Consider the following 17,909-nt stretch of genomic DNA (forward strand, 5'->3'; position numbering starts at 1 on the left):
CGGGCGGAGACGCAGGCGGATGCCGGTAGACTGTCCGCGGCTCCCCGCGTGGCGCCATCCAGGCCAACTCCCCCAGGGCGGAAACGCAGCAAGGGTAACCGGGCTCTGGCGGGTGCGCGGGGGGTCCCTGTGTTTGTCGGCGCCGCGATAATCCGCGGCGCACGCTCCGCCGGCCCCGCGCGAGGGCCCGGCTCCGCTCGGTTCCCGGCGCCGGTATGCTTGTCGGGACGTCGACACCGACGCCAGGAGGATTCGCCTAGTGGCCTATGGCGCACGCTTGGAAAGCGTGTTGGGTGAAAGCCCTCGGGGGTTCGAATCCCCCATCCTCCGCTGATGTGCGAAACGGCTCCGCCCGAAAGGGTGGGGCCGTTTCGCACATGTCGGGCGCTGCGGATTCGAATCGCAGGTGGGCCCACGCCGCCGGTTCCGGCGCGCGGCGCAGCCGCGTGACGGCCGTGCGGTGGGGACGAATCCCCCATCCTCCGCTGATGTGCGAAACGGCTCCGCCCGAAAGGGTGGGGCCGTTTCGCACATGTCGGGCGCTGCGGATTCGAATCGCAGGTGGGCCCACGCCGCCGGTTGCGGCGCGCGGCGCAGCCGCGTGACGGCCGTGCGGTGGGGACGAATCCCCCATCCTCCGCTGTGTGAAGAGCGGGTCGCCCGAAGGGTGGCCCGCTCTTCACGTTTCGGGTGCACCGGATCGGAGCCGTGGTCAGCCGGCCGCCCGAATCAAGGAACCGGGCAACCCATCTCACGGACCGCGAGGCGCGGGAGCCCCTCATCCGTCACACAGACCTCAGCGGCCACACCGACTCCTTGATTCGGGATGCCCGACTCCTTGATTCGGGATGGGGGTGGCGGGTCAGTAGCCGGCGGTCGCGTGCACCCGGGCGAGCAGGAGCGGGCCCGTGCGGTCGAAGACGCGGCCGCCGATCGCCACCCCTGCGACGGCCGCGGCGACGCCGACCAGGAGGCCGACGACGAGGGAGAGCCACGAGAGGGCCGCTGAGCCGGCGACCGCGGCGGCGACCGCGAGGCCGAGGGCGGGGGCGGTCAGGGCACCCGCGAGCAGCGTGAAGCCCATGAGGGCGAGACCCGCCGTGAAGGTCTGACCGGGCACCCGCTTGAAGATGTTGTCGCCGGAGGCCGGCACCGGGATCACGATGTACGCCGAGCTGATCGCGCAGATGCCGAGCCCCGCGAACAGTGCGCAGAGCCCCGTCCCGAGCACCGCCGGCAGGAGCTCCCACCTCCCCGACAGGGCGACCGTCACGATCGCGACGCCGAGCACCACCGGAACGCACGCGCTCGCCGCGCCGAGCAGTCGACCCGCGCGATCCGCGCGTCCGGTGATCCCCGTCGCGAGCACCGAGGCGAACGCCGAGCCGTCGTAGGCGACGTCGGCATAGGGCACGAGCCCCAGCAGCAGCGCGGGCAGCACCACCGCGAACGCGAACAGCGGGCCCTCGACGTGGCCGCCGAGGGCGAACGCGAACAGCGCCGGCAGCAGCACCACGATCACGAGGTTGCGCAGGTAGCGGGGGTCGCCGAGCCAGTAGCGCAACGAGCGCGCCCAGCCGGCCGCCGTCGCACCGGTCGGGGCGATGCCGAACCAGCTGAGGCGCCCGGCGCGTCCGCTCGCGATCCGTCGCCGCGGCGACACGGATGCGGCGACCACGTTGCGTCGCCACAGCAGCCAGAGCGCGGCGAGGGTCGCGAGCGCGATCAGCAGCTTCAGGGAACCGGAGAGGTAGGCGCCCGCGGCGAGGTCGCCGGGCACCGCCCAGACGGCGCCGACGGGCGTCCACGAGATGCCTGCCACCACTGCGCCGATGCGCTCGGCGAAGTCGTCGCCGGCGCCCCCGACGAGACCCAGCAGCCCGGTCAGGATCGGCCCGGTGAGCACCAGCAGCGCGAAGGCGACGAGCGCGACGCCGTTGCCGAAGCGACCGCGGCCGCGGTTGGAGAACGAGGCGACCGTGCGGGAGGCGAGCACGCATCCGAGCACGCCGAGCGGCAGACAGATCACGGCGGCGAGCACCGCCACGGGCCAGCGCCCCCACGCGGCGAACCCGCTCAGCACGCCGAGCGTCGTCGCGATGCCGGGCACCCCCGCGATCCCGACGACCGTCAGCGCCAGCATCACCTGCCGCGTCGTGAGCGGGAACGGGGCGAGCTGCTCGGCCTCGACGGTCGTGTCGACACCGCCCGCCACGAGAGGCGCGATGCTCCAGCCGACCACGAGCAGGGCGCCGCCGATCGTCATCACCCCGCGCACCGCGTCGAGCCCCGAGGCGCCGATGAGCGCGAGGCCCACGACGGCGACGGCGAGCGCCCCCGCGGCACCCGCGATGCCGAACACGAAGCCGACCAGCTGCCACACGCTCCGCGCGAGCATGTTGCCGAGGATGCGGTATCGGAGCCTCAGGACTGTCGCAACCACGTCGGTCCCTCGGAACGGGTGCGCCCGCCGACGAGCTCCAGGAAGCGCTCCTGCAGCGTGGATCCCGCGCGCACCTCGTCGACCGTGCCGGCGACGAGCACCCGGCCGGCCGCCAGGATCGCCACGTGGTCGCACATCCGCTGCACGAGGTCCATCGAATGGCTCGACACGATCACGGTGCCGCCGCTCGCCGTGTAGGAGCGCAGCACGTCCTCGATGTTGGCCGCCGACACCGGGTCGACCGACTCGAAGGGCTCGTCGAGCACGAGAAGGCGCGGTGCGTGCACGAGGGCGCAGGCGAGCGCCACCTTCTTGGTCATGCCCGCCGAGTAGTCGGCGACCGGTGTGCCGGCCGAGGATCCCAGGTCCATGAGACGCAGCAGGTCGGCCGTGCGCTCGAGGACCTGCTCCCGCGGCAGCCCGAACATGAGCCCGGTGTAGGTGATGAGCTGCTCACCGGTGAGGCGGTCGAACAAGCGCACCCCGTCGGCGAGGTTGCCCACCATGCGCTTCGCGGCCACGGGATCCGTCCACACGTCGACGCCGTGCACGGCTGCGGATCCGGCGTCGGGCCGCAGGAGCCCCGTCGCCATGGAGAGCGTGGTCGTCTTGCCCGCGCCGTTCGGGCCGACGAGCCCGTAGAACGAGCCGGTCGGCACGACGAGGTCGACGCCGTCGACCGCGACCGTGCCGCCGAACCGCTTGACGAGACCGGCGAGCGCGAGCGCGGGCACGGCGGATGCGGTGGACATGCGGCAACGCTAGCCGACCGGCGGCACCGCCTCGTCCGGGCTCGCGTGCACCCGTCCGGCGGCGGCGAGCCGGCGGTACCAGTCGACGCGCGCGGCGACCTGCGCGGCCCGCTCGGGAAGTGCCGCGAGGTGCAGTTCGACCCCCGTCGCGGCGAGGTCGCGCTCCAGCTCGCGGAGCGCCTCCAGCACGGTCACCGTCATGACCGGCTGGCGCGACAGGTCGAGCACCACGCGCGTCACCTCGGGTTCGCCGGCGGCGACCGCGAGGACGGCGCGCCCGTAGCCGAGCACGTTGGCGGTGTAGAGGCCCTGATCGGGGAGCACGACCACGGCGCTCCCCCGGCGCGCGGTGCTGAGGTGCGGGGTGTTCAGCTCGCGCAGCACGAGCACGAGGGTCACGACGACGCCGAGCGCGACGGCGGGCAGCAGCCCCGCGGTCAGGCCGAACACGGCGACCGCGAGGGCGATCCAGAAGTCGGACGGGCTGACGCGCGCCCAGGAGATCAGGGTGGGCACGTCGATGAGCGAGACCACCGCGACGAACACGAGCGCCGCGAGGCTCGCCTGGGGAAGCAGCGACAGCACGGGTCCGAGGAACGCGGCCACGAGCACGGCGAGCACGACGGTGACGATGCCCGAGAGCTGTGTTCGCGCTCCCGCGCCCCGGTTGACGGCGCTCTGCGAGAACCCGCCCGCCGCCGGGAGCACGACGAAGAACGAGCCGACGACGCTCGCCGCACCCGTCGCGAGCAGCTCGCGGTCGGCGTCGACCGCAGGCTCGTCCGGCCGACGCAGGGTGCGGGCGACCGCCGCCGATTCGAGGAACGCCATGACGGCGATCGCGAGCGCCCCCGGGACGAGGGCGATCGTGTGGCTCGGGTCCGGCAGCCCCGGGACGGGCAACCCGCTCGGCACCGGCGCGATGAGCTCGACGCCGAGGGTGTCGATCCGCACGAGGCCGACGAGCAGGATGCCGCCGACCACCACGACGAGCGCGCCCGGCACGCGCGGGGCGAAGCGCTGCAGCACCACGAGCACGACGATGGACGCCGTCGACAGCAGCAGGGTCGGCACGTCGATGCTGCCGACGGCGCGCCCGATCGCCAGCAGGGAGCGGATGAACCCCTCGCCCGAGGCGTCCTCGGTCTCGCCCAGCAGCTTCGGCACCTGCCCGAGCGCGACGGTGCCGCCCACCCCGATCTTCACGCCCAGCGTGGTCGCCGCGCTGATGTTCTCGACGAGCCCGCCGAGTCGCAGCAACCGGGCCAGCAGGAGGAGGCCGCCCACCAGCAGGGCCAGCATCATGACCGAGCCGAGCGCGTCGTCCGACCCCGCCACCACCCCGGCGGTCACGAGCGTCGAGGCGGTGAGGGTGGCGATCGTCGAGGTCGTCGAGACGCTCATGGCCCGCGAGCCGCCGAGGGCGGCGTAGACGAGCATGGGCACGATCGCGGTGTAGAGCCCGACCTGGACGGGGAGCGAGGCGATGGTCGCGTAGGCCATCGCCTGGGGCACGACCACGGCACCCGCGGAGATGCCGGCGACGACATCCGACGGCAGCCAGGCGCGTCGGTATCCGACGAGCGTCGGGAACAGCACGCGATCCCGACGCGTTCCGGACTCCGCGATCACGCCCCCGTCGACCCCGGATGCACCTGGGCCCAGTCGTCCTTCACGCTGACGACCGTGATCGACCCGTCGGCGGCCGCCGCGAGAGCCTCCTCGGCCCCCTTGTCGTAGGCGGGGTCACCGCGAACGGGATCGTCATCGTCGTGGTGCACCAGGAGGGCGAGACCCGGATGCGGTCCGGCGAGCGCGAACTCCATCATCGGCAGGTCGCCGTTCGAGTTGCCGCCCGCCAGGATCGGTCGGCGCCCGATCCGGCTCCAGATGCGCACCGGCTTCTCCGGACCGTCGTCGAAGAACGCGAGCGAGTCGGTGTAGCGCACCCGGGCGCTGCCGCGGTCGTAGGCGAGACCGTAGGCCGAGCCGACGACGCGCTCGGGTGGGATGCCGTAGTTCGCCTGCGTCATCGGGCGCATGAAGTCGCGTTCGCCGCCCGAGACGATGTAGCAGGTGAACCCGTTGCCCTCGAGATAGCGGAGCAGTTCGACCATGGGCTGGTAGACGAGCTCCGAGTACGGGCGGCCGAGCGCCGGATTGCGCGCGTTCTCGTAGAAGTCGGCGACCGATGCGGCGTAGTCCTCCACGTCCATGTCGACCGTCAGGCCGACGAGCGCCTGGATCATGGTCATGAGGTCGGCGTCGTCGCCCGCGTAGTGCTTGTCGACGGCGCCGCCGATCCACCCGAGGTCGCCCTGCGAGACCGCCGTGTACGGCTGGCGGTCGGCGAGCGACGGGTCGGCCGCCACGGCCGCCCTCCACTGCTCCACCACATAGTGCAGCTGGGTCGGGATGGGCTTCTCGCCCCAGAGGGTTCCGTCGTTGTCGAAGACCGCGATGCGCTCCTCGGGCGGCACCGCATCCGCACCCGAGACGACGGAGGCGACGAACGCCTCGATCGCGCGGCGGGTGGGGGTGTCGCGCCAGGACGGCAGCGGATCGGTCACGAGGGTGCTCCTTGCGTCGCGGTGTCGATGCGCCGAACCTGGTCGAGCTCGAGGCCGAGGTCGGCGAGCCGGTTCAGCACGGAGTGCAGTTCGGCCTGATCGTGGAGTTCGCCGACCAGCACGGTGCGCTGCCGCGCGAGGTCGGCGCAGGCGAACTCCGGGAAGGCAGCGGCGAGACGATCGGACCTCGCGTACGGGAGCACGATCTCGTAGGTGACCACGGCGCCTCCCTCCGCAAGAAGGGTCGCGCGCCCGACGCGCGCGGGCATCACCCCGCGGGGGTGACTCAGCCGATGAGGCCCGCCGAGCGACCGGCCTCGACGGCATCCGCCCGGCTCTCGACGCCGAGCTTGCGGTACATGCTCTTGAGCTGGCTCTTGATCGTGTTCGGGCTGACCTGCTGGTGACGCGCGATGTCGGCGATGGTCTGGTGCACCGGCAGCTCGTCGAGCAGCGCCAGCTCCCGGGGCGAGAGCGCGGCGAGGGCGGACGGGGCTCCCCCGCCGAGGCGCAGACGGCAGGCCGCCAGCAGCCCGAGGGCCGCCTCGCTCCACACGCCGAGTCGGTCCGCGTCCGCGGCGAGCAGCCGCACCGCATCCGCCCGGAAGAGCAGGAACGGGCGGACCGCGCCGTAGCGGCTCGCGACGAGCACCGCCTCGCCCAGGTCGCTCGCCGCCTTCGCGGTCGTTCCCCGCGCGTCCGAGAATACGGCCAACCGCAGGTGGGCGTGGGCGAGGGTCAGCGGATCCCAGCTGCGTGCACCGCTCTCGATCGCGTGGCGCAGGGCGGTCTCCGTCTCGCGCCCCGGGGCGGCGGCGAAGGCGACGAACGCGGTCTCGAGCGCATCCGAGCCGAAGGCGTGCTCGGCCCGGCAGCGGATGGACTCGATCATCGGATGGTTGCCGAGATGCAGCGCCCCCGACAGCCAGGGGACGAGCACGAACGAGAGGAAGTCCGCGTCGGCCGCACCCTCCAGCACGAAGGAGTCGAGGCGCTGGACTGCCTCGCGCGAGGGCGAGACCCCGAGCTCGTCGAGCAGCTGCAGCACGCGGCCCCGGCGGTGCTGCTCCGGATATCGCGCGCGGTACTCGCTCGACAGCAGTCGGCTCATCGCGAGTTCGGGCAGCGACTCGGCCTTGAGATAGGCGAGGCTCGCCGAGAGCACGAGCAGGCGGCTGCTCGCCGGAGTCGGCACGAGCGTCGCATGTGCGAGCTCACGGCCCGCGGCGAGGAGCAGGGGCTCGACGGTGCGCCAGTCGGGCGTGCCCATCGCCGCCTCGAGGGCGACCTCCATGGCGGCGACCCGCAGCAGCCGATAGCCCGCGTCGAGCGCGGTTCCGACGACCCGCAGCAGACCCTCCACGGCCGCGTCGCGCTCCTGGTCGGTGCCGGCGGCGTGCAGGGTGAGCACCGCCGTGGTGAAGATCGACAGCGCCTCCGCGGCCTCGGCTTCGGAGCCGGCGGGGATGGGCGGGGTGGCCGGCAGCGGCCGGCCGGAGGCGAGCGCACGGATGCAGGCGGCCGCGAGGGCGAGGCATGCCCCGGTCTCGTCGAGGGCGTCGGGGCCGACGGGTTCGGCCGGCGCATCGGGCAGCGCGGAGAGCAGGCGGAGCAGGGCGGCCAGCCGCGGCGCACGCTCGGCGACCGCGGCGACGCCCTCCGCGAGCCGCGGGACGGCGCGGAGCGTCAACTCGACCCCATGGGTGCGGAGCACCTTCTCGATGGTCGGGGCGTGCCCCGACGCGACCGCGTGGGCGAAGGAGTCGACGGGGCGCCCCCGCTCCGCGAACCAGGCGCTGGCGCGTCGCTCGGCCCGCGCCGCCGTCCCGTTGCGGCGGGCCTCGGCCACGAGGTAGGCGCGCAGCACCGGATGGAACACGATGTCGCCGCCCGCGCGCACCTCGACCAGCAGATTGCGCCGGGAGAGACGCTCGAGGGTCGCGACCGCCTGCGGGTCGCCGCTCACCGCGACGGCGAGCTCCGGCGCGATGCGGTCGCGGACGACGCAGGCCAGCAGCACCTCGCGGTCGCGGTCGTCGAGGGTGCCGAGCACCTGGTCGACGAGGTAGTCGCCGATCGCCCGGTGGTCGCCCGCGAAGTCCGCCGCGAGCTCCCGCGCATCCGGGCGATCCGCGAGCACGTGCGCGGCGAGCGCGGCGCCGGTCGCCCAGCCCCCGATCCGGTCGAGCAGTCCCTGCTCGCCGTCGTCGTCGAGCCGCACGCCGCGACGGGCGAGCAGTGCCGACAGCTCGGGGCGCGTGAAGGCGAGGTCGGCGGTGCGCAGTTCGCGTGTGGCGATCCAGCGGGCGGGCGAGGCGCGGAACGGATCCCAGCGGCCGGCGACGATGAGGCGCGGGGAGCTCTGCTCCTCCAGCATCGCCCCGATCTGCTCGCGCAGCGGGGGCGCCAGCGCTTCGGCGTTGTCGATCACGAGCACGTCGATCGAGGATCGCGAGGCGAGGGCGGTGCGGAGCCTCGTGCCCGACGAGCCGTCGACGAGCGCGGCGCGCAGTCCCCGGGCGAGCGCATGCTCCACCCACTGACGCAGCAGCGTCGACTTGCCCGAACCAGGGCTCGCCCAGACGAGCAGATGACCGTCCGACGACAGGTCGGCGATCAGTCGTTCCCGCGCCACCAGCACCGGCACTCCCGAAAGGTTTCGCTCTCGGGGGCAGCCTAGGGGGCTCCGACCGATCTGTACACCCTCGAACGAGGGATGCTCACCAGCTGTTCACGAACCATCACCCCCGCCGGGTGATGCCCGCCCCGGGTCGCACGCCCATGCTGGCGGGGTCGGGTTCGGACGAGGAGGCGCGCGTGCAACCACCGCTCGTCGGCCTCACCCCGCGGAACCTCGGGCGCGAGCTGCTGGCGGGCGTGACCCTCATCGCCATCGCCATCCCGCTCAACATCGGGTACGCGCAGATCGCGGGCCTGCCCGCCACGGCCGGACTCTACGCCCTCGTCGTGCCGACGATCGTCTATGCGCTCGTCGTCTCCTCCCGGCAGCTCGTGGCGTCGCCGGACGCCGCGGCGGCCGCCCTCGTGGCCTCGTCGCTCATCGGACTCGCGGCGGCCGGCTCCGACGACTACCTGACCATGGCGATGGCGCAGGCGATCATCTGCGGCGTCATGTTCGTGCTGGCCGCGGTGTTCAAGCTCGGATTCCTCGCGAGCTTCCTCTCGAAGCCGATCCTGGTGGGCTTCGTCGGCGGACTCGCGCTCGACATCCTCGTGTCGCAGGTGGCGAAGATGCTCGGGGTGAAGATCGCCTCGGGCGGCGAGTTCCTCGAGAAGCTCGGCGGGCTGGTCACGGGGCTCCCCCAGCTCAACGTGTGGTCGACGCTCATCTCGGTGTGCTCGGTGCTCATCCTGGTGCTCGGCAGGCGCCTGCTCGCCGCGGTGCCGTGGGCGCTCGTGGTGCTCGTGCTCGCCACCGTCGTCGTCGCGCTCACCCACGCGCAGGATGCCGGGGTCGCCGTGCTCGGCGAGGTGCCGGCGGGCCCACCCGTGCTCACCTGGCCGATGCTCGACGCGGGCGCGTGGCTCGCCCTCATCCCCTCGGCGCTCGCGCTCACGATGGTGACCATCGCCGAGGGCCTGCTGGTCTCCCGCTCCTACGGCGAGAAGCGGCACTACCCGACGAGGCCGAACCGCGACCTGCTGGCGTTCGGCCTCGGCAACATCGCCGCGGGGGCGAGCGGCAGCTTCGCGATGGGGTCGTCGACCTCCCGGACCGCGGCGATGGATCAGGCCGGATCGCGCACCCAGCTCCCCTCGCTCGTGCTCGCGGTGGGCACGCTCCTGCTGCTGCTGTTCGGCACCGCGCTGCTCGCCGACATCCCCTCCCCCGCGATCGGCGCGATCGTCGGCGTCGCCGTGCTCCCGCTGCTCGGCATCCGGGAGTTCGCGGTGCTGTGGCGACTCGATCGCTTCGAGTTCGTGATCGGTGCGGCCTGCTTCCTCACGACGCTCTTCGTCGGGTCGATCCCCGGCATCGTGGTGGCGTTCGTGCTCGCCCTCGTGAACCTCGCCAAGCGCGCCGCGAGTCCCGCCATCGACGTGCTCGCCGACGACGGCGAACCGACCGACTCCCTGCTCGACGACGCCGCATCCGGTGCCGTGACGGCTCCCGGGGTGATCGTCGTGCGGATGGCGGCTCCGCTGTTCTTCGCGAACGGCGGCACCTTCGCCGACGCGGTCAAGGAGGCGATCGGCGCAGCGGGCGGCCCCGACGCGGTGCAGCACCTCGTGATCGACATGGAGGCGGTCACCGACGTCGACGTGACCGGCGCCGAGTCGTTCGAGGGCCTCCGCGACTGGCTCGACGACGCAGGGGTGGGGCTCGCCTTCAGTCGGCTCCGGGCACGAGCGCGGCCACGCCTCGAGCGCTTCGGCATCCTCGGCGACGAGACGGTCTTCCCCACGAATCGCGCCGCCGTCACCGCGCTCAGCTCCGACCGGACGGGGTCGTGACCATGGGCGCCGCCATCGGAGACGTGCTGCCCCTCGCCCTCGGCGTCGCCATCAGCCCGATCCCCGTCATCGCCGCGATCCTCATGCTGCTCTCGCCGAAGGCGCGGGTGACGAGCGTCGGCTTCCTGCTCGGGTGGGTGCTCGGGATCGTCGTCGCCGTGACGGTGTTCGAGCTGCTGTCGTCGCTGCTGCCCGAGAAGGACGCGGATGCCGCGCAGCCGATCGCCGGCGTCGTGAGGATCGTGCTGGGCGCGCTGCTGCTGTGGCTCGCGCTGCGGCAATGGCGGGGTCGCCCGCGCGGCGACGGGGAGCCTCCGGTGCCGAAGTGGATGCAGGCGATCGATCGGATCACCTTCCCGAGGGCCCTCGGCCTCGGCTTCCTGCTGGCTGCCGTGAACCCGAAGAACCTGCTCATGGCGGTCGCGGCGGGGGTCGCGCTCGGCGAGTCCGGTCTCGGCGCCGGCGAGCTGGTCGTCGTGATCGCGGTCTACACGCTGCTGGCCGCCTCGACCGTGCTCGTGCCCGTCGTGGGGTACCTGCTCGCCGCCCGGCGACTGAGCGGCCCGCTCGAGTCGCTGCGCGGCTGGCTGCTGACGGAGAACGCCGCGATCATGGCCGTGCTGCTGCTCGTGCTCGGGGTCTCCATGGTCGGCAAGGGCATCGGCGCCCTCTGACGCCGAGCGGAACTGCGAGGAAGGGAAGGAACAATGACCGAATTCCGCTACGGACCCGTCGAGCTCTATCTCGTCGGGTTCGAGGGCGACCGCCCCGATCCGGGGGTGGTGCAGGCGCTCGTCGACCTGCTGGAGGGCGGGCTCGTGCGATTGCTCGACTTCACGATCATCAGCCGCGGCGAGGACGGGGAGGTGACGGTGGTCGAGATCGAGGACGAGACCGAGGAGTACGGCTTCGGCACCATCGAGCTCGAGGCCGTCGGCATCGCCGGCGACGAGGACATCGCGGAGTTCGCGGAGCACATCCCGCCCGGCGCATCCGCTGCGCTGATCGCCCTCGAGCTGAGCTACGCCCGCACGCTCGCGCAGAAGCTCGACGCCTCCGGCGGTGTCGTGCTGCGCACCGAGCGCATCCCCGCCCCGATCGTGAACGCGATCGTCGACGCCGTCGAAGGAGACTGACATGCCCATCCGCCGATTCGGACGCCCCGGACTCATCGGGCTCGCTGCCCGCACCGCCGTCGTCGCCGGAACCGCGAGCGCCGTGAGCGGCGCCGTGGCCGGCAACCAGCAACGCAAGGCGCAGGCCGCCTACGAGCAGCAGCAGTACGAGGCCGCCCAGCAGCAGGCGCAGATCGACGCCGCCGCCCAGCAGGCGGTCGCCCAGGCGGCGCCCGTGGCACCCGCGGCACCCGCCGCGCCTGCCGCCGCGCCCGCGGGGGGCGTCGACCTCACCGCCGAGCTGCAGAAGCTGGCCGGCCTCAAACAGCAGGGCCTGCTGAGCGAGGAGGAGTTCGCGGCCGCCAAGGCGAAGCTGCTCGGCTGACGGGATCACCGTGCCCTAGCCTGGTGCCGTGACGGCGACCGCCGACGAGGCAACCCCGGTGCGGATGCGGATCCGCGTGCGCCCGAAGTTCTCGCTGCTGAGCAACGCCCTCGCGTCGATCCTGCTGAGCACGGCGCCGCTGTTCGCGGTGGCCTACTGGTTCGCGTCGTCGCGCGGCGGGGTCGAGGTGGTCGTGTTCGCCAACCTCGTGGTGCTCGTGGCCGGGCTGTCGTTGCTGTGGCGGCAGCTGCGCATCTTCAGCGCCGTCACCGACGACGAGCTCCTCGGCAACGGCATCTTCACGCACGTGCAGCGGGTCCCGCTCTCGCAGATCCGTCACGCGTACCTCGTCCCGACCTACGTGGGCGCCGCACCCGATCCCGTGGCGCAGTTCCTCGTGACCGGAGCGGACGGCCGACGCCTCTTCCGGATGCGGGGCTCGTTCTGGCACGACCACGACCTGTTCGCCCTCGCCGAGGCGCTGCCCGTGCCGCTCGAGGTGATCGCCGAGCCGATGACGATGCGCGACTTCTTCCGCACCTACCCGGGGTCCGCCTACTGGTTCGAGAACCGCCGCCCGCTGCAGGTCGCGATCGTGGCCGTCGCACTGCTCGTGGCCCTCGCCGTCGCGGTGTGGATCATGGGCCTGCTCGGTCTTCCGGTGCGATTCCTCTGAACCGCCGAGCGGAGCCCGGTCAGGGGCGCGGGGGGATCCAGCGGCCGAGCACCGGCGAGTCCGGGGTCGACGAGGGCAGGTCCTCGAAGCCGACCGCCGCGTAGAACGCGCGCGCCGCGGTGTTGGCGGGATCCATCGTCAGGTGCACGCCCGGCACCCCGGCGCGGGCGAGCGAGGGGATCAGGGTGTTCTCGATGAGCGCCCGCCCGTGGCCGCGACCCTGGTATCCGGGCAGCAGGTCGATGTGGAAGTGGGCCGGGTACTCCTCGAGCTCGGCGATGCGCAGCACGGACGGGTCGTAGCCGCGTTGCACGAGCTCCTCCTCGGCCGAGTAGGGCTCGTCGGGGCGGCTGTACTGCTCCGAGAACCAGGGGGTCCACTTGAGGCGCCACCAGCGGATGAACTGCTCGGTTGCCGGCACCGCCACGAGGTAGCCGATCGGGCCGTCGCCCTCGTCGACCACCCAGGACCAGTCCGGCGCGGCCGTGACGTAGGGCTCGAGGAACAGGTCGGGCAGCAGCTCATCGGTCGACCAGCGACCGGTCGCATCCGATCCCGCGGCGCCGGTCAGCACGCAGATCTCTCGCAGCCGCGCCAGGTCGTCGGACCGGTACGGGCGGATGGCCGGGTTCATGCGCGCGCGGTCCGGTCGTCGAGGCCCCAGGCCTGGCCGTAGCCGCCCTCCGACTCCGGACGCGCCATGAGCTCGAGGAACGGCGACGCGGGGAACGCCTCGGGGCCGAGCACCCCGGTTCCCGACCAGACGCCCGTCGCCAGCAGCTCGAGCGCGATGACCGGGTTGAGCGCGGTCTGCCACACGACGCACTGGCTCTCGTACTCGGCCATCGTCCACTCGTTGTCGGACACGTGGAAGAGGTACACCTCGCGCGGGTCGCCGTCGACGCCGGTGCCGGTGACCCAGAGCCCCGCGCAGGTCTTGCCCGTCATCCGGGGGCCGAGCGTCGCCGGGTCGGGCAGCGCGGCCGCGACCACGTCGCGGGGGGCCACCTCGACGGGGCCGTTCGCCGAGCGGACGCGCAGCGGGGCGGTCTTGTCGAGACCCAGCAGGTTCAGGGTCTTCAGCACGCCGATGAACTCGTCGCCGAGGCCGTACTTGAAGGTGACGCGCTTCGCGTCGACCCAGCGCGGCATCAGCAGCACCTCCTCGTGCTCGACGTTGACGCATTCGACCGGGCCGATGCCGTCGGGGAACTCGAAGACCTCGGGCTCCGAGAACGGCGGGGTGGTGAACCAGCCGCGGTCCTTCTCCCACACCACCGGCGGGTTGAGGCACTCCTCGATCGTGGTCCAGATCGAGAACGAGGGGGCGAAGATCTCGTGGCCGGCCTCGTCGCGCACCACCAGGTTGGCGCCGTCGCGGGTGCCGAGCTCGTCGATCTCGCTGAACAGCTCGTCGGCGGCGTAGCGGGCGAACACATCCGACAGCCCGGGCTCCACACCCATGCCGACGAGGGCCAGGCGACCCGCCGCCTCCCAGTCGGGCGCCTGCGCGAACTGGTCGTCGCCCAGCTTGATGCCGGTCTCGGCATACGGGTTCTCGGGGTGCGGCTCGGAGAGGCTCATCGCCATGTCGAGGTAGTCGGCGCCCGCCGCCAGCGCGCCCGCGAAGATCGTCGGCACGAACTTCGGCTCGACCGCGTTCATCACGTGCGTCGCCCCGTGCTCGCGCGCGACCGCGGCGACGCTCTCGGGGTCGGATGCGTCGATCCGGCTCGCGACGAAGCGCCCTCCCTGGGGGCCGTGCTTCGCCTCGATCCAGCGAAGAGTGCGCTCGGCGCGGCTCGGGTCGTAGTCGGAGACGATCATCGTCTCGAAGAAGTCGCGACGAGCCGCGATCTTGGCGATGGCATCGCCGACACCGCCCGCCCCGACCAGCAGGATCCTCATGCGTCGAGGCTAGCGGCGCGTCGGGAGCGGTTCCAGCGGTGGGTGTGACCCGGGTGGGATCTATCCGGTCCGCGTCCCCGACGACCCGTCAGCGGAACGCCGACCTCAGCGGCGAGGCGGGACGCGAGCTGCCAGATCTCCGGGTCGTTCCAGCGAAGGGAGCGGCCCGTGTCGGTGACGGGCACGATCGGCAGCACGACCTCCCGGCTGACCGCCGAAATGCGCACCAGGATGGCCGGTTCGATCCGGCGCTTGAGGGCCCCGCTGGCGACCTCGCCGACCGTCACCTCGCGCACCTGCACAATCGGCAGCTCCAGCACGACCTCACGGCGCCGCCACATCGCCAGGATCAGGAGCGGGCCATCCACCTCGACCGTGTAGTCGACCGGACCGAGCGGACCGGTCGAGACGCCCAGGTTCCAGAGCGCCTGCGCCGTGGGAGGGAAACCGACGCCCCGGATCACGCCGCACCTCGGCCGAGCGGTTCCAGCCGCAGCTTCCGCAGCAGCAGGCACCAGACGAGCAGCGCGATGCCCGCGCCGAGCAGGGCGCCGCCGATCGTGTCGGTGAGCCAATGGGCGCCCAGGTAGGTGCGGCTGAGCGCCATCGCGACGATGTACAGCATCCCGAGCACCCACACCCAGGCGCGCTGCAGCAGCAGGCCGAGGCTCACCGCGACGACCGCCGCGTTGGTGGTGTGACCCGAGGGGAACGAGCCGTTGTCGAGGTGCACGAGGATCTGCTCGGGACGAGCACGGCCGAAGAGCGCCTTGAGCAGCTGGCAGACGCCGGCGGCGAGCGCCGAGGCGACCACGAAGTCGAGCGCCGACCACGGACGATGCGCGAAGACGAACGCGACGCCGACGCCGATCGGCACGACCAGGATGGCGAACCACCCGCCGCCGAGGAAGTCGAACACGAGCGACACCGTCTCGCCGAACGCGCCGCGGTGCTCGAGCACCTCCTCCATCCACTCGAGGTCGATGAGGTTGTTCTCCTCGCCGCGCAGCGCCACGAGCAGTCCGAGCACGACGCTGAGCGCGATCGCGGTGCCCGCGGCGAGCAGGTACGGCCGGCGGATCACACGCTGGCTCGGCTGCTCCATCCGCCCACGCTATACCGGGGCGTCAGGCTTCCAGCGGCGGCACGGTGCGCGGACGCACCACCGTCCACAGCACCACGATGGCGACGGCGATCGCGATCACCATGACCGACGCCATCGGGATCGCGTTGGTGATCGTGAAGATGCCGACGAGCGGCGAGATGATGCCGGCCACGCCGAAGTTCGCCGCCCCCAGCACCGACGCCGCGGTGCCCGCCTCGTGCCCGTGCCGCACGAGTGCGAGCGCCGAGATCGCCGGGAAGTTGAAGCCGCACGCCGCGATGAAGAACCACAGCGGGATCGCGATGCCGAGGAACCCGGCCCCGGATGCGTCGAGCACGATGATCGCCACCGCCGAGACCACCTGCACGATCGTGGCGCCCGCGATGATCCACTGCGGTCCGAGGTGCTTCTGCAGCCGGCTCGAGGTCTGCACGCCGACGATGACGCCGATCGAGTTGATGCCGAACAGGATGCCGTACTCCTGCGCCGAGAGCGTGTAGACGTCCTGGAAGAGGAACGACGAGCTCGACAGGTAGGCGAACAGCGCCGAGAAGTTCATGCCCGCGATGATCACCGCGCCCACGTAGATGCGGTCGCGGAACAGGGCCCCGTAGCGCTGGGCGACGGTCGAGTGCCCGCGCACGTTGCGCGCCTCGCTCGGGAGCGTCTCGCGCAGGAACAGCCCGTTGGCCACCAGCACGACGAAGCCGTAGACGGCGAGGAACACGAACAGCCCGCGCCAGTCGACCACCAGCAGCAGCTGCGAGCCGATGACGGGGGCGATCACCGGAGCGAGGCCGGAGACGAGGGCGAGGCGGCTGAGCATCCGCACCAGCGGGTAGCCGCCGAACAGGTCGCGCACCATGGCCATCGCGACCACACCGCCCGCGGCAGCGCCGACGCCCTGCAGCACGCGGGCGATGCCGAGCCAGAACAGGTCGGGGGCGATCGCCGCGCCGAGGCACGCCACGATGTGCACGCCGGTCGCGATGAGCAGCGGGCGCCGCCGGCCCACCTGGTCGGAGAGGGGGCCGACGAACAGCTGGCCGAGCGCGAAGCCGACCATCGTCGCGGTGAGCGTGAGCTGCACGAGCGCCGTGGGTGCGGCGAGCTCCTTCTCCAGGGTCGGCAGGGCCGGGAGGTAGAGGTCGATCGTGAACGGACCGAGGGCGGTCAGCGCACCCAGCACCAGGATGTAGGTGAGCCGTTCGGCGCGCGAGAGCGCGTCGCCGGGGTGCACGACAGCAGTCAACGGAGCTACCTCAGGGTCGAGGGTGGAGAGGGAGAGAAGTAAAGAAAAGAAAAGAGCGGCGACGCCGCTCTGCGCTCCCATTCTATGTGACGTTTCAACCGGTTCGCCGCATACGGATGTGCGTCTTGTCGCCTCCTTCCGCTCGGATGCGGTGGTGACTTACCCACCAATACCGCCTTGACTCTCGAACATTCGTTCGGGTCGTGGGAGGATCGGGTATGGCTTCGATCACCGACTCCCTCACCCGGGTGGGTGACCTGTCGGTGCCGTTCGCACCCGTGTCGGTGGCGGGTTTGGGTGATGCCGAACTGCTTGCGTCGCAGGGTCGGATCGCCGAGGTGCGGCGTCGTCTGGATGCGGTCGCGGCGACCTTGGCGGGTGAGATCGCCCACCGTTCCCGCCGCGAACTCGGGCACGCCGGGCTCGCGCAGTCGGAGGGGGTGCGGACCGCGGAAGAGTTGATCGCGAAGGTGTCCGGCACCTCCACCCGGGAGGCGCGGACGCTCGTGAAGGCAGCAGAGCTGCTGCCGGTTGAGCGGCCTCTGGTTCCGGATGCGGCACCGGTGCCGCGGTGGCAGCGGCTGATCGGCGACGCGGTCGCCGCCGCGACGATCTCGGCGGAGGCGGCGGAGCTGATCCGCACCCGCCTGACCGTCGCCGAGGGTGTCGACGAGGACGCCCTTGCGACCGCGGTGGAGCGGCTGCTGGCGGAGGCGGCGGGTCTCACCATCGAGCAACTCGCGATCCGTGCGGGCCGCGTGCGTGACGAACTCGACCTGGCCGGTGTCGCCGCCCGGGAGCAGGAACTCCGGGCGAAGCGGTTCCTGCGGGTCACCCCGCAACTGGATGGGATGACCCGGGTGACGGGGTTGCTGGATCCGGAGTCCGCGGCGATCGTGGTGCCGATCCTCGATGCCGCCACCTCCCCCCGACGCGGCGGACCCCGGTTCGTAGCACCGGACGCCATCGAGCGTGCGGAAGACATCATGCGGGACGAGCGCAGCACCGAGCAGCTCACCCTCGACACCCTCGTCGACCTGGTCCGTGCCGGTGCGCAGGTCGACCCGAACCGGCTGCTCGGGGACCGGAAGCCCGCCGTGCGGATCCTGGTCACGAAGACCGACCTCGATACCCGGGTGGGTGCGGCGTTCTTCGAAGGACAGACCGAAACGGTCTCCATCGACACGGCGGAACGGTTCATCTGCAGCACCGGCGCCATCCCGATCC

At 72.1% G+C, this 17,909-nt stretch carries 17 protein-coding genes, 1 tRNA gene and 1 other RNA gene; 8 read left to right on the plus strand and 11 right to left on the minus strand.

What is annotated here, in order from left to right; translation table 11 throughout:
- The first annotated feature begins 35 nt into the window (after positions 1–35).
- An RNA gene (gene ffs, locus NUH29_RS08560) (signal recognition particle sRNA small type) lies at positions 36–132 on the plus strand.
- Between the two features lie 113 nt (positions 133–245).
- A tRNA-Ser gene (locus tag NUH29_RS08565) sits at positions 246–330 on the plus strand.
- A gap of 532 nt (positions 331–862) precedes the next feature.
- Here NUH29_RS08565 and NUH29_RS08570 read toward each other — a convergent pair.
- The 6 genes from NUH29_RS08570 to NUH29_RS08595 all read right to left on the minus strand — a co-directional run bounded on the left by NUH29_RS08570 (position 863) and on the right by NUH29_RS08595 (position 8,412).
- Entirely contained in the window at positions 863–2,398 is a 1,536-nt protein-coding gene (locus NUH29_RS08570) for a hypothetical protein (RefSeq protein WP_258798660.1), read from the minus strand.
- A 26-nt stretch (positions 2,399–2,424) separates the two neighbouring features.
- Positions 2,425–3,195, minus strand: a complete 771-nt coding sequence (locus tag NUH29_RS08575; protein WP_258798661.1) for an ABC transporter ATP-binding protein — start codon at positions 3,193–3,195, stop codon at positions 2,425–2,427.
- 9 nt (positions 3,196–3,204) lie between these two features.
- On the minus strand, positions 3,205–4,827 hold the full coding sequence (locus tag NUH29_RS08580; protein ID WP_258798662.1) for a SulP family inorganic anion transporter: 1,623 nt from the start codon (positions 4,825–4,827) through the stop codon (positions 3,205–3,207).
- Positions 4,824–5,765 carry an HAD family hydrolase gene (locus NUH29_RS08585; RefSeq protein ID WP_258798663.1) on the minus strand — a complete coding sequence of 314 codons (942 nt, stop codon included), beginning with the start codon at positions 5,763–5,765 and terminating at the stop codon, positions 4,824–4,826. Before NUH29_RS08585 ends, NUH29_RS08580 begins: the two co-directional genes overlap by 4 nt.
- Positions 5,762–5,986: a DUF8691 family protein gene (locus tag NUH29_RS08590; RefSeq protein WP_258798664.1), complete on the minus strand. Its 225-nt coding sequence runs from the start codon at positions 5,984–5,986 to the stop codon at positions 5,762–5,764. The genes NUH29_RS08585 and NUH29_RS08590 overlap by 4 nt, the downstream gene beginning before the upstream one ends.
- Before the next feature lie 65 nt (positions 5,987–6,051).
- Positions 6,052–8,412 (minus strand): winged helix-turn-helix domain-containing protein, encoded by a 2,361-nt coding sequence (locus NUH29_RS08595; protein ID WP_258798665.1) that lies wholly within the window; start codon positions 8,410–8,412, stop codon positions 6,052–6,054.
- Positions 8,413–8,582: 170 nt separating this feature from the next.
- Here NUH29_RS08595 and NUH29_RS08600 point away from each other — a divergent pair, with 170 nt between their 5' ends.
- From NUH29_RS08600 to NUH29_RS08620, 5 genes are read left to right on the plus strand one after another with little or no spacing between them, the layout of a single operon-like run.
- Positions 8,583–10,241 carry a SulP family inorganic anion transporter gene (locus NUH29_RS08600; RefSeq protein ID WP_258798666.1) on the plus strand — a complete coding sequence of 553 codons (1,659 nt, stop codon included), beginning with the start codon at positions 8,583–8,585 and terminating at the stop codon, positions 10,239–10,241.
- Between the two features lie 2 nt (positions 10,242–10,243).
- Positions 10,244–10,915, plus strand: a complete 672-nt coding sequence (locus tag NUH29_RS08605; protein ID WP_258798667.1) for a GAP family protein — start codon at positions 10,244–10,246, stop codon at positions 10,913–10,915.
- 33 nt (positions 10,916–10,948) lie between these two features.
- A complete protein-coding gene (locus NUH29_RS08610; protein ID WP_258798668.1) occupies positions 10,949–11,377 on the plus strand; it encodes a DUF6325 family protein in 429 nt (142 codons plus the stop codon).
- A 1-nt stretch (position 11,378) separates the two neighbouring features.
- Positions 11,379–11,741, plus strand: a complete 363-nt coding sequence (locus tag NUH29_RS08615) for an SHOCT domain-containing protein (protein ID WP_258798669.1) — start codon at positions 11,379–11,381, stop codon at positions 11,739–11,741.
- A 28-nt stretch (positions 11,742–11,769) separates the two neighbouring features.
- Positions 11,770–12,417, plus strand: a complete 648-nt coding sequence (locus NUH29_RS08620; RefSeq protein ID WP_258798670.1) for a hypothetical protein — start codon at positions 11,770–11,772, stop codon at positions 12,415–12,417.
- Between the two features lie 19 nt (positions 12,418–12,436).
- Here NUH29_RS08620 and NUH29_RS08625 read toward each other — a convergent pair whose 3' ends face one another.
- From NUH29_RS08625 to NUH29_RS08645, 5 genes are read right to left on the minus strand one after another with little or no spacing between them, the layout of a single operon-like run.
- Positions 12,437–13,051, minus strand: coding sequence for a GNAT family N-acetyltransferase (locus NUH29_RS08625; protein ID WP_258798671.1), 615 nt, complete (start codon positions 13,049–13,051; stop codon positions 12,437–12,439).
- Entirely contained in the window at positions 13,048–14,325 is a 1,278-nt protein-coding gene (locus tag NUH29_RS08630) for a saccharopine dehydrogenase family protein (RefSeq protein WP_258798672.1), read from the minus strand. Before NUH29_RS08630 ends, NUH29_RS08625 begins: the two co-directional genes overlap by 4 nt.
- A complete protein-coding gene (locus tag NUH29_RS08635; RefSeq protein ID WP_258798673.1) occupies positions 14,322–14,789 on the minus strand; it encodes a hypothetical protein in 468 nt (155 codons plus the stop codon). The genes NUH29_RS08630 and NUH29_RS08635 overlap by 4 nt, the downstream gene beginning before the upstream one ends.
- A complete protein-coding gene (locus NUH29_RS08640; protein ID WP_258798674.1) occupies positions 14,786–15,430 on the minus strand; it encodes a phosphatase PAP2 family protein in 645 nt (214 codons plus the stop codon). Before NUH29_RS08640 ends, NUH29_RS08635 begins: the two co-directional genes overlap by 4 nt.
- A gap of 22 nt (positions 15,431–15,452) precedes the next feature.
- Positions 15,453–16,682, minus strand: coding sequence for a multidrug effflux MFS transporter (locus tag NUH29_RS08645; RefSeq protein WP_258798675.1), 1,230 nt, complete (start codon positions 16,680–16,682; stop codon positions 15,453–15,455).
- Positions 16,683–16,900: 218 nt separating this feature from the next.
- Between NUH29_RS08645 and NUH29_RS08650 the strand changes: the two genes are divergently transcribed.
- Positions 16,901–17,909 (plus strand): DUF222 domain-containing protein (locus tag NUH29_RS08650; protein WP_258798677.1); only part of this gene is annotated, 1,009 nt, incomplete at its 3' end.

Source organism: Protaetiibacter mangrovi, from assembly GCF_024752305.1.
Lineage (GTDB): Bacteria > Actinomycetota > Actinomycetes > Actinomycetales > Microbacteriaceae > Homoserinibacter > Homoserinibacter mangrovi.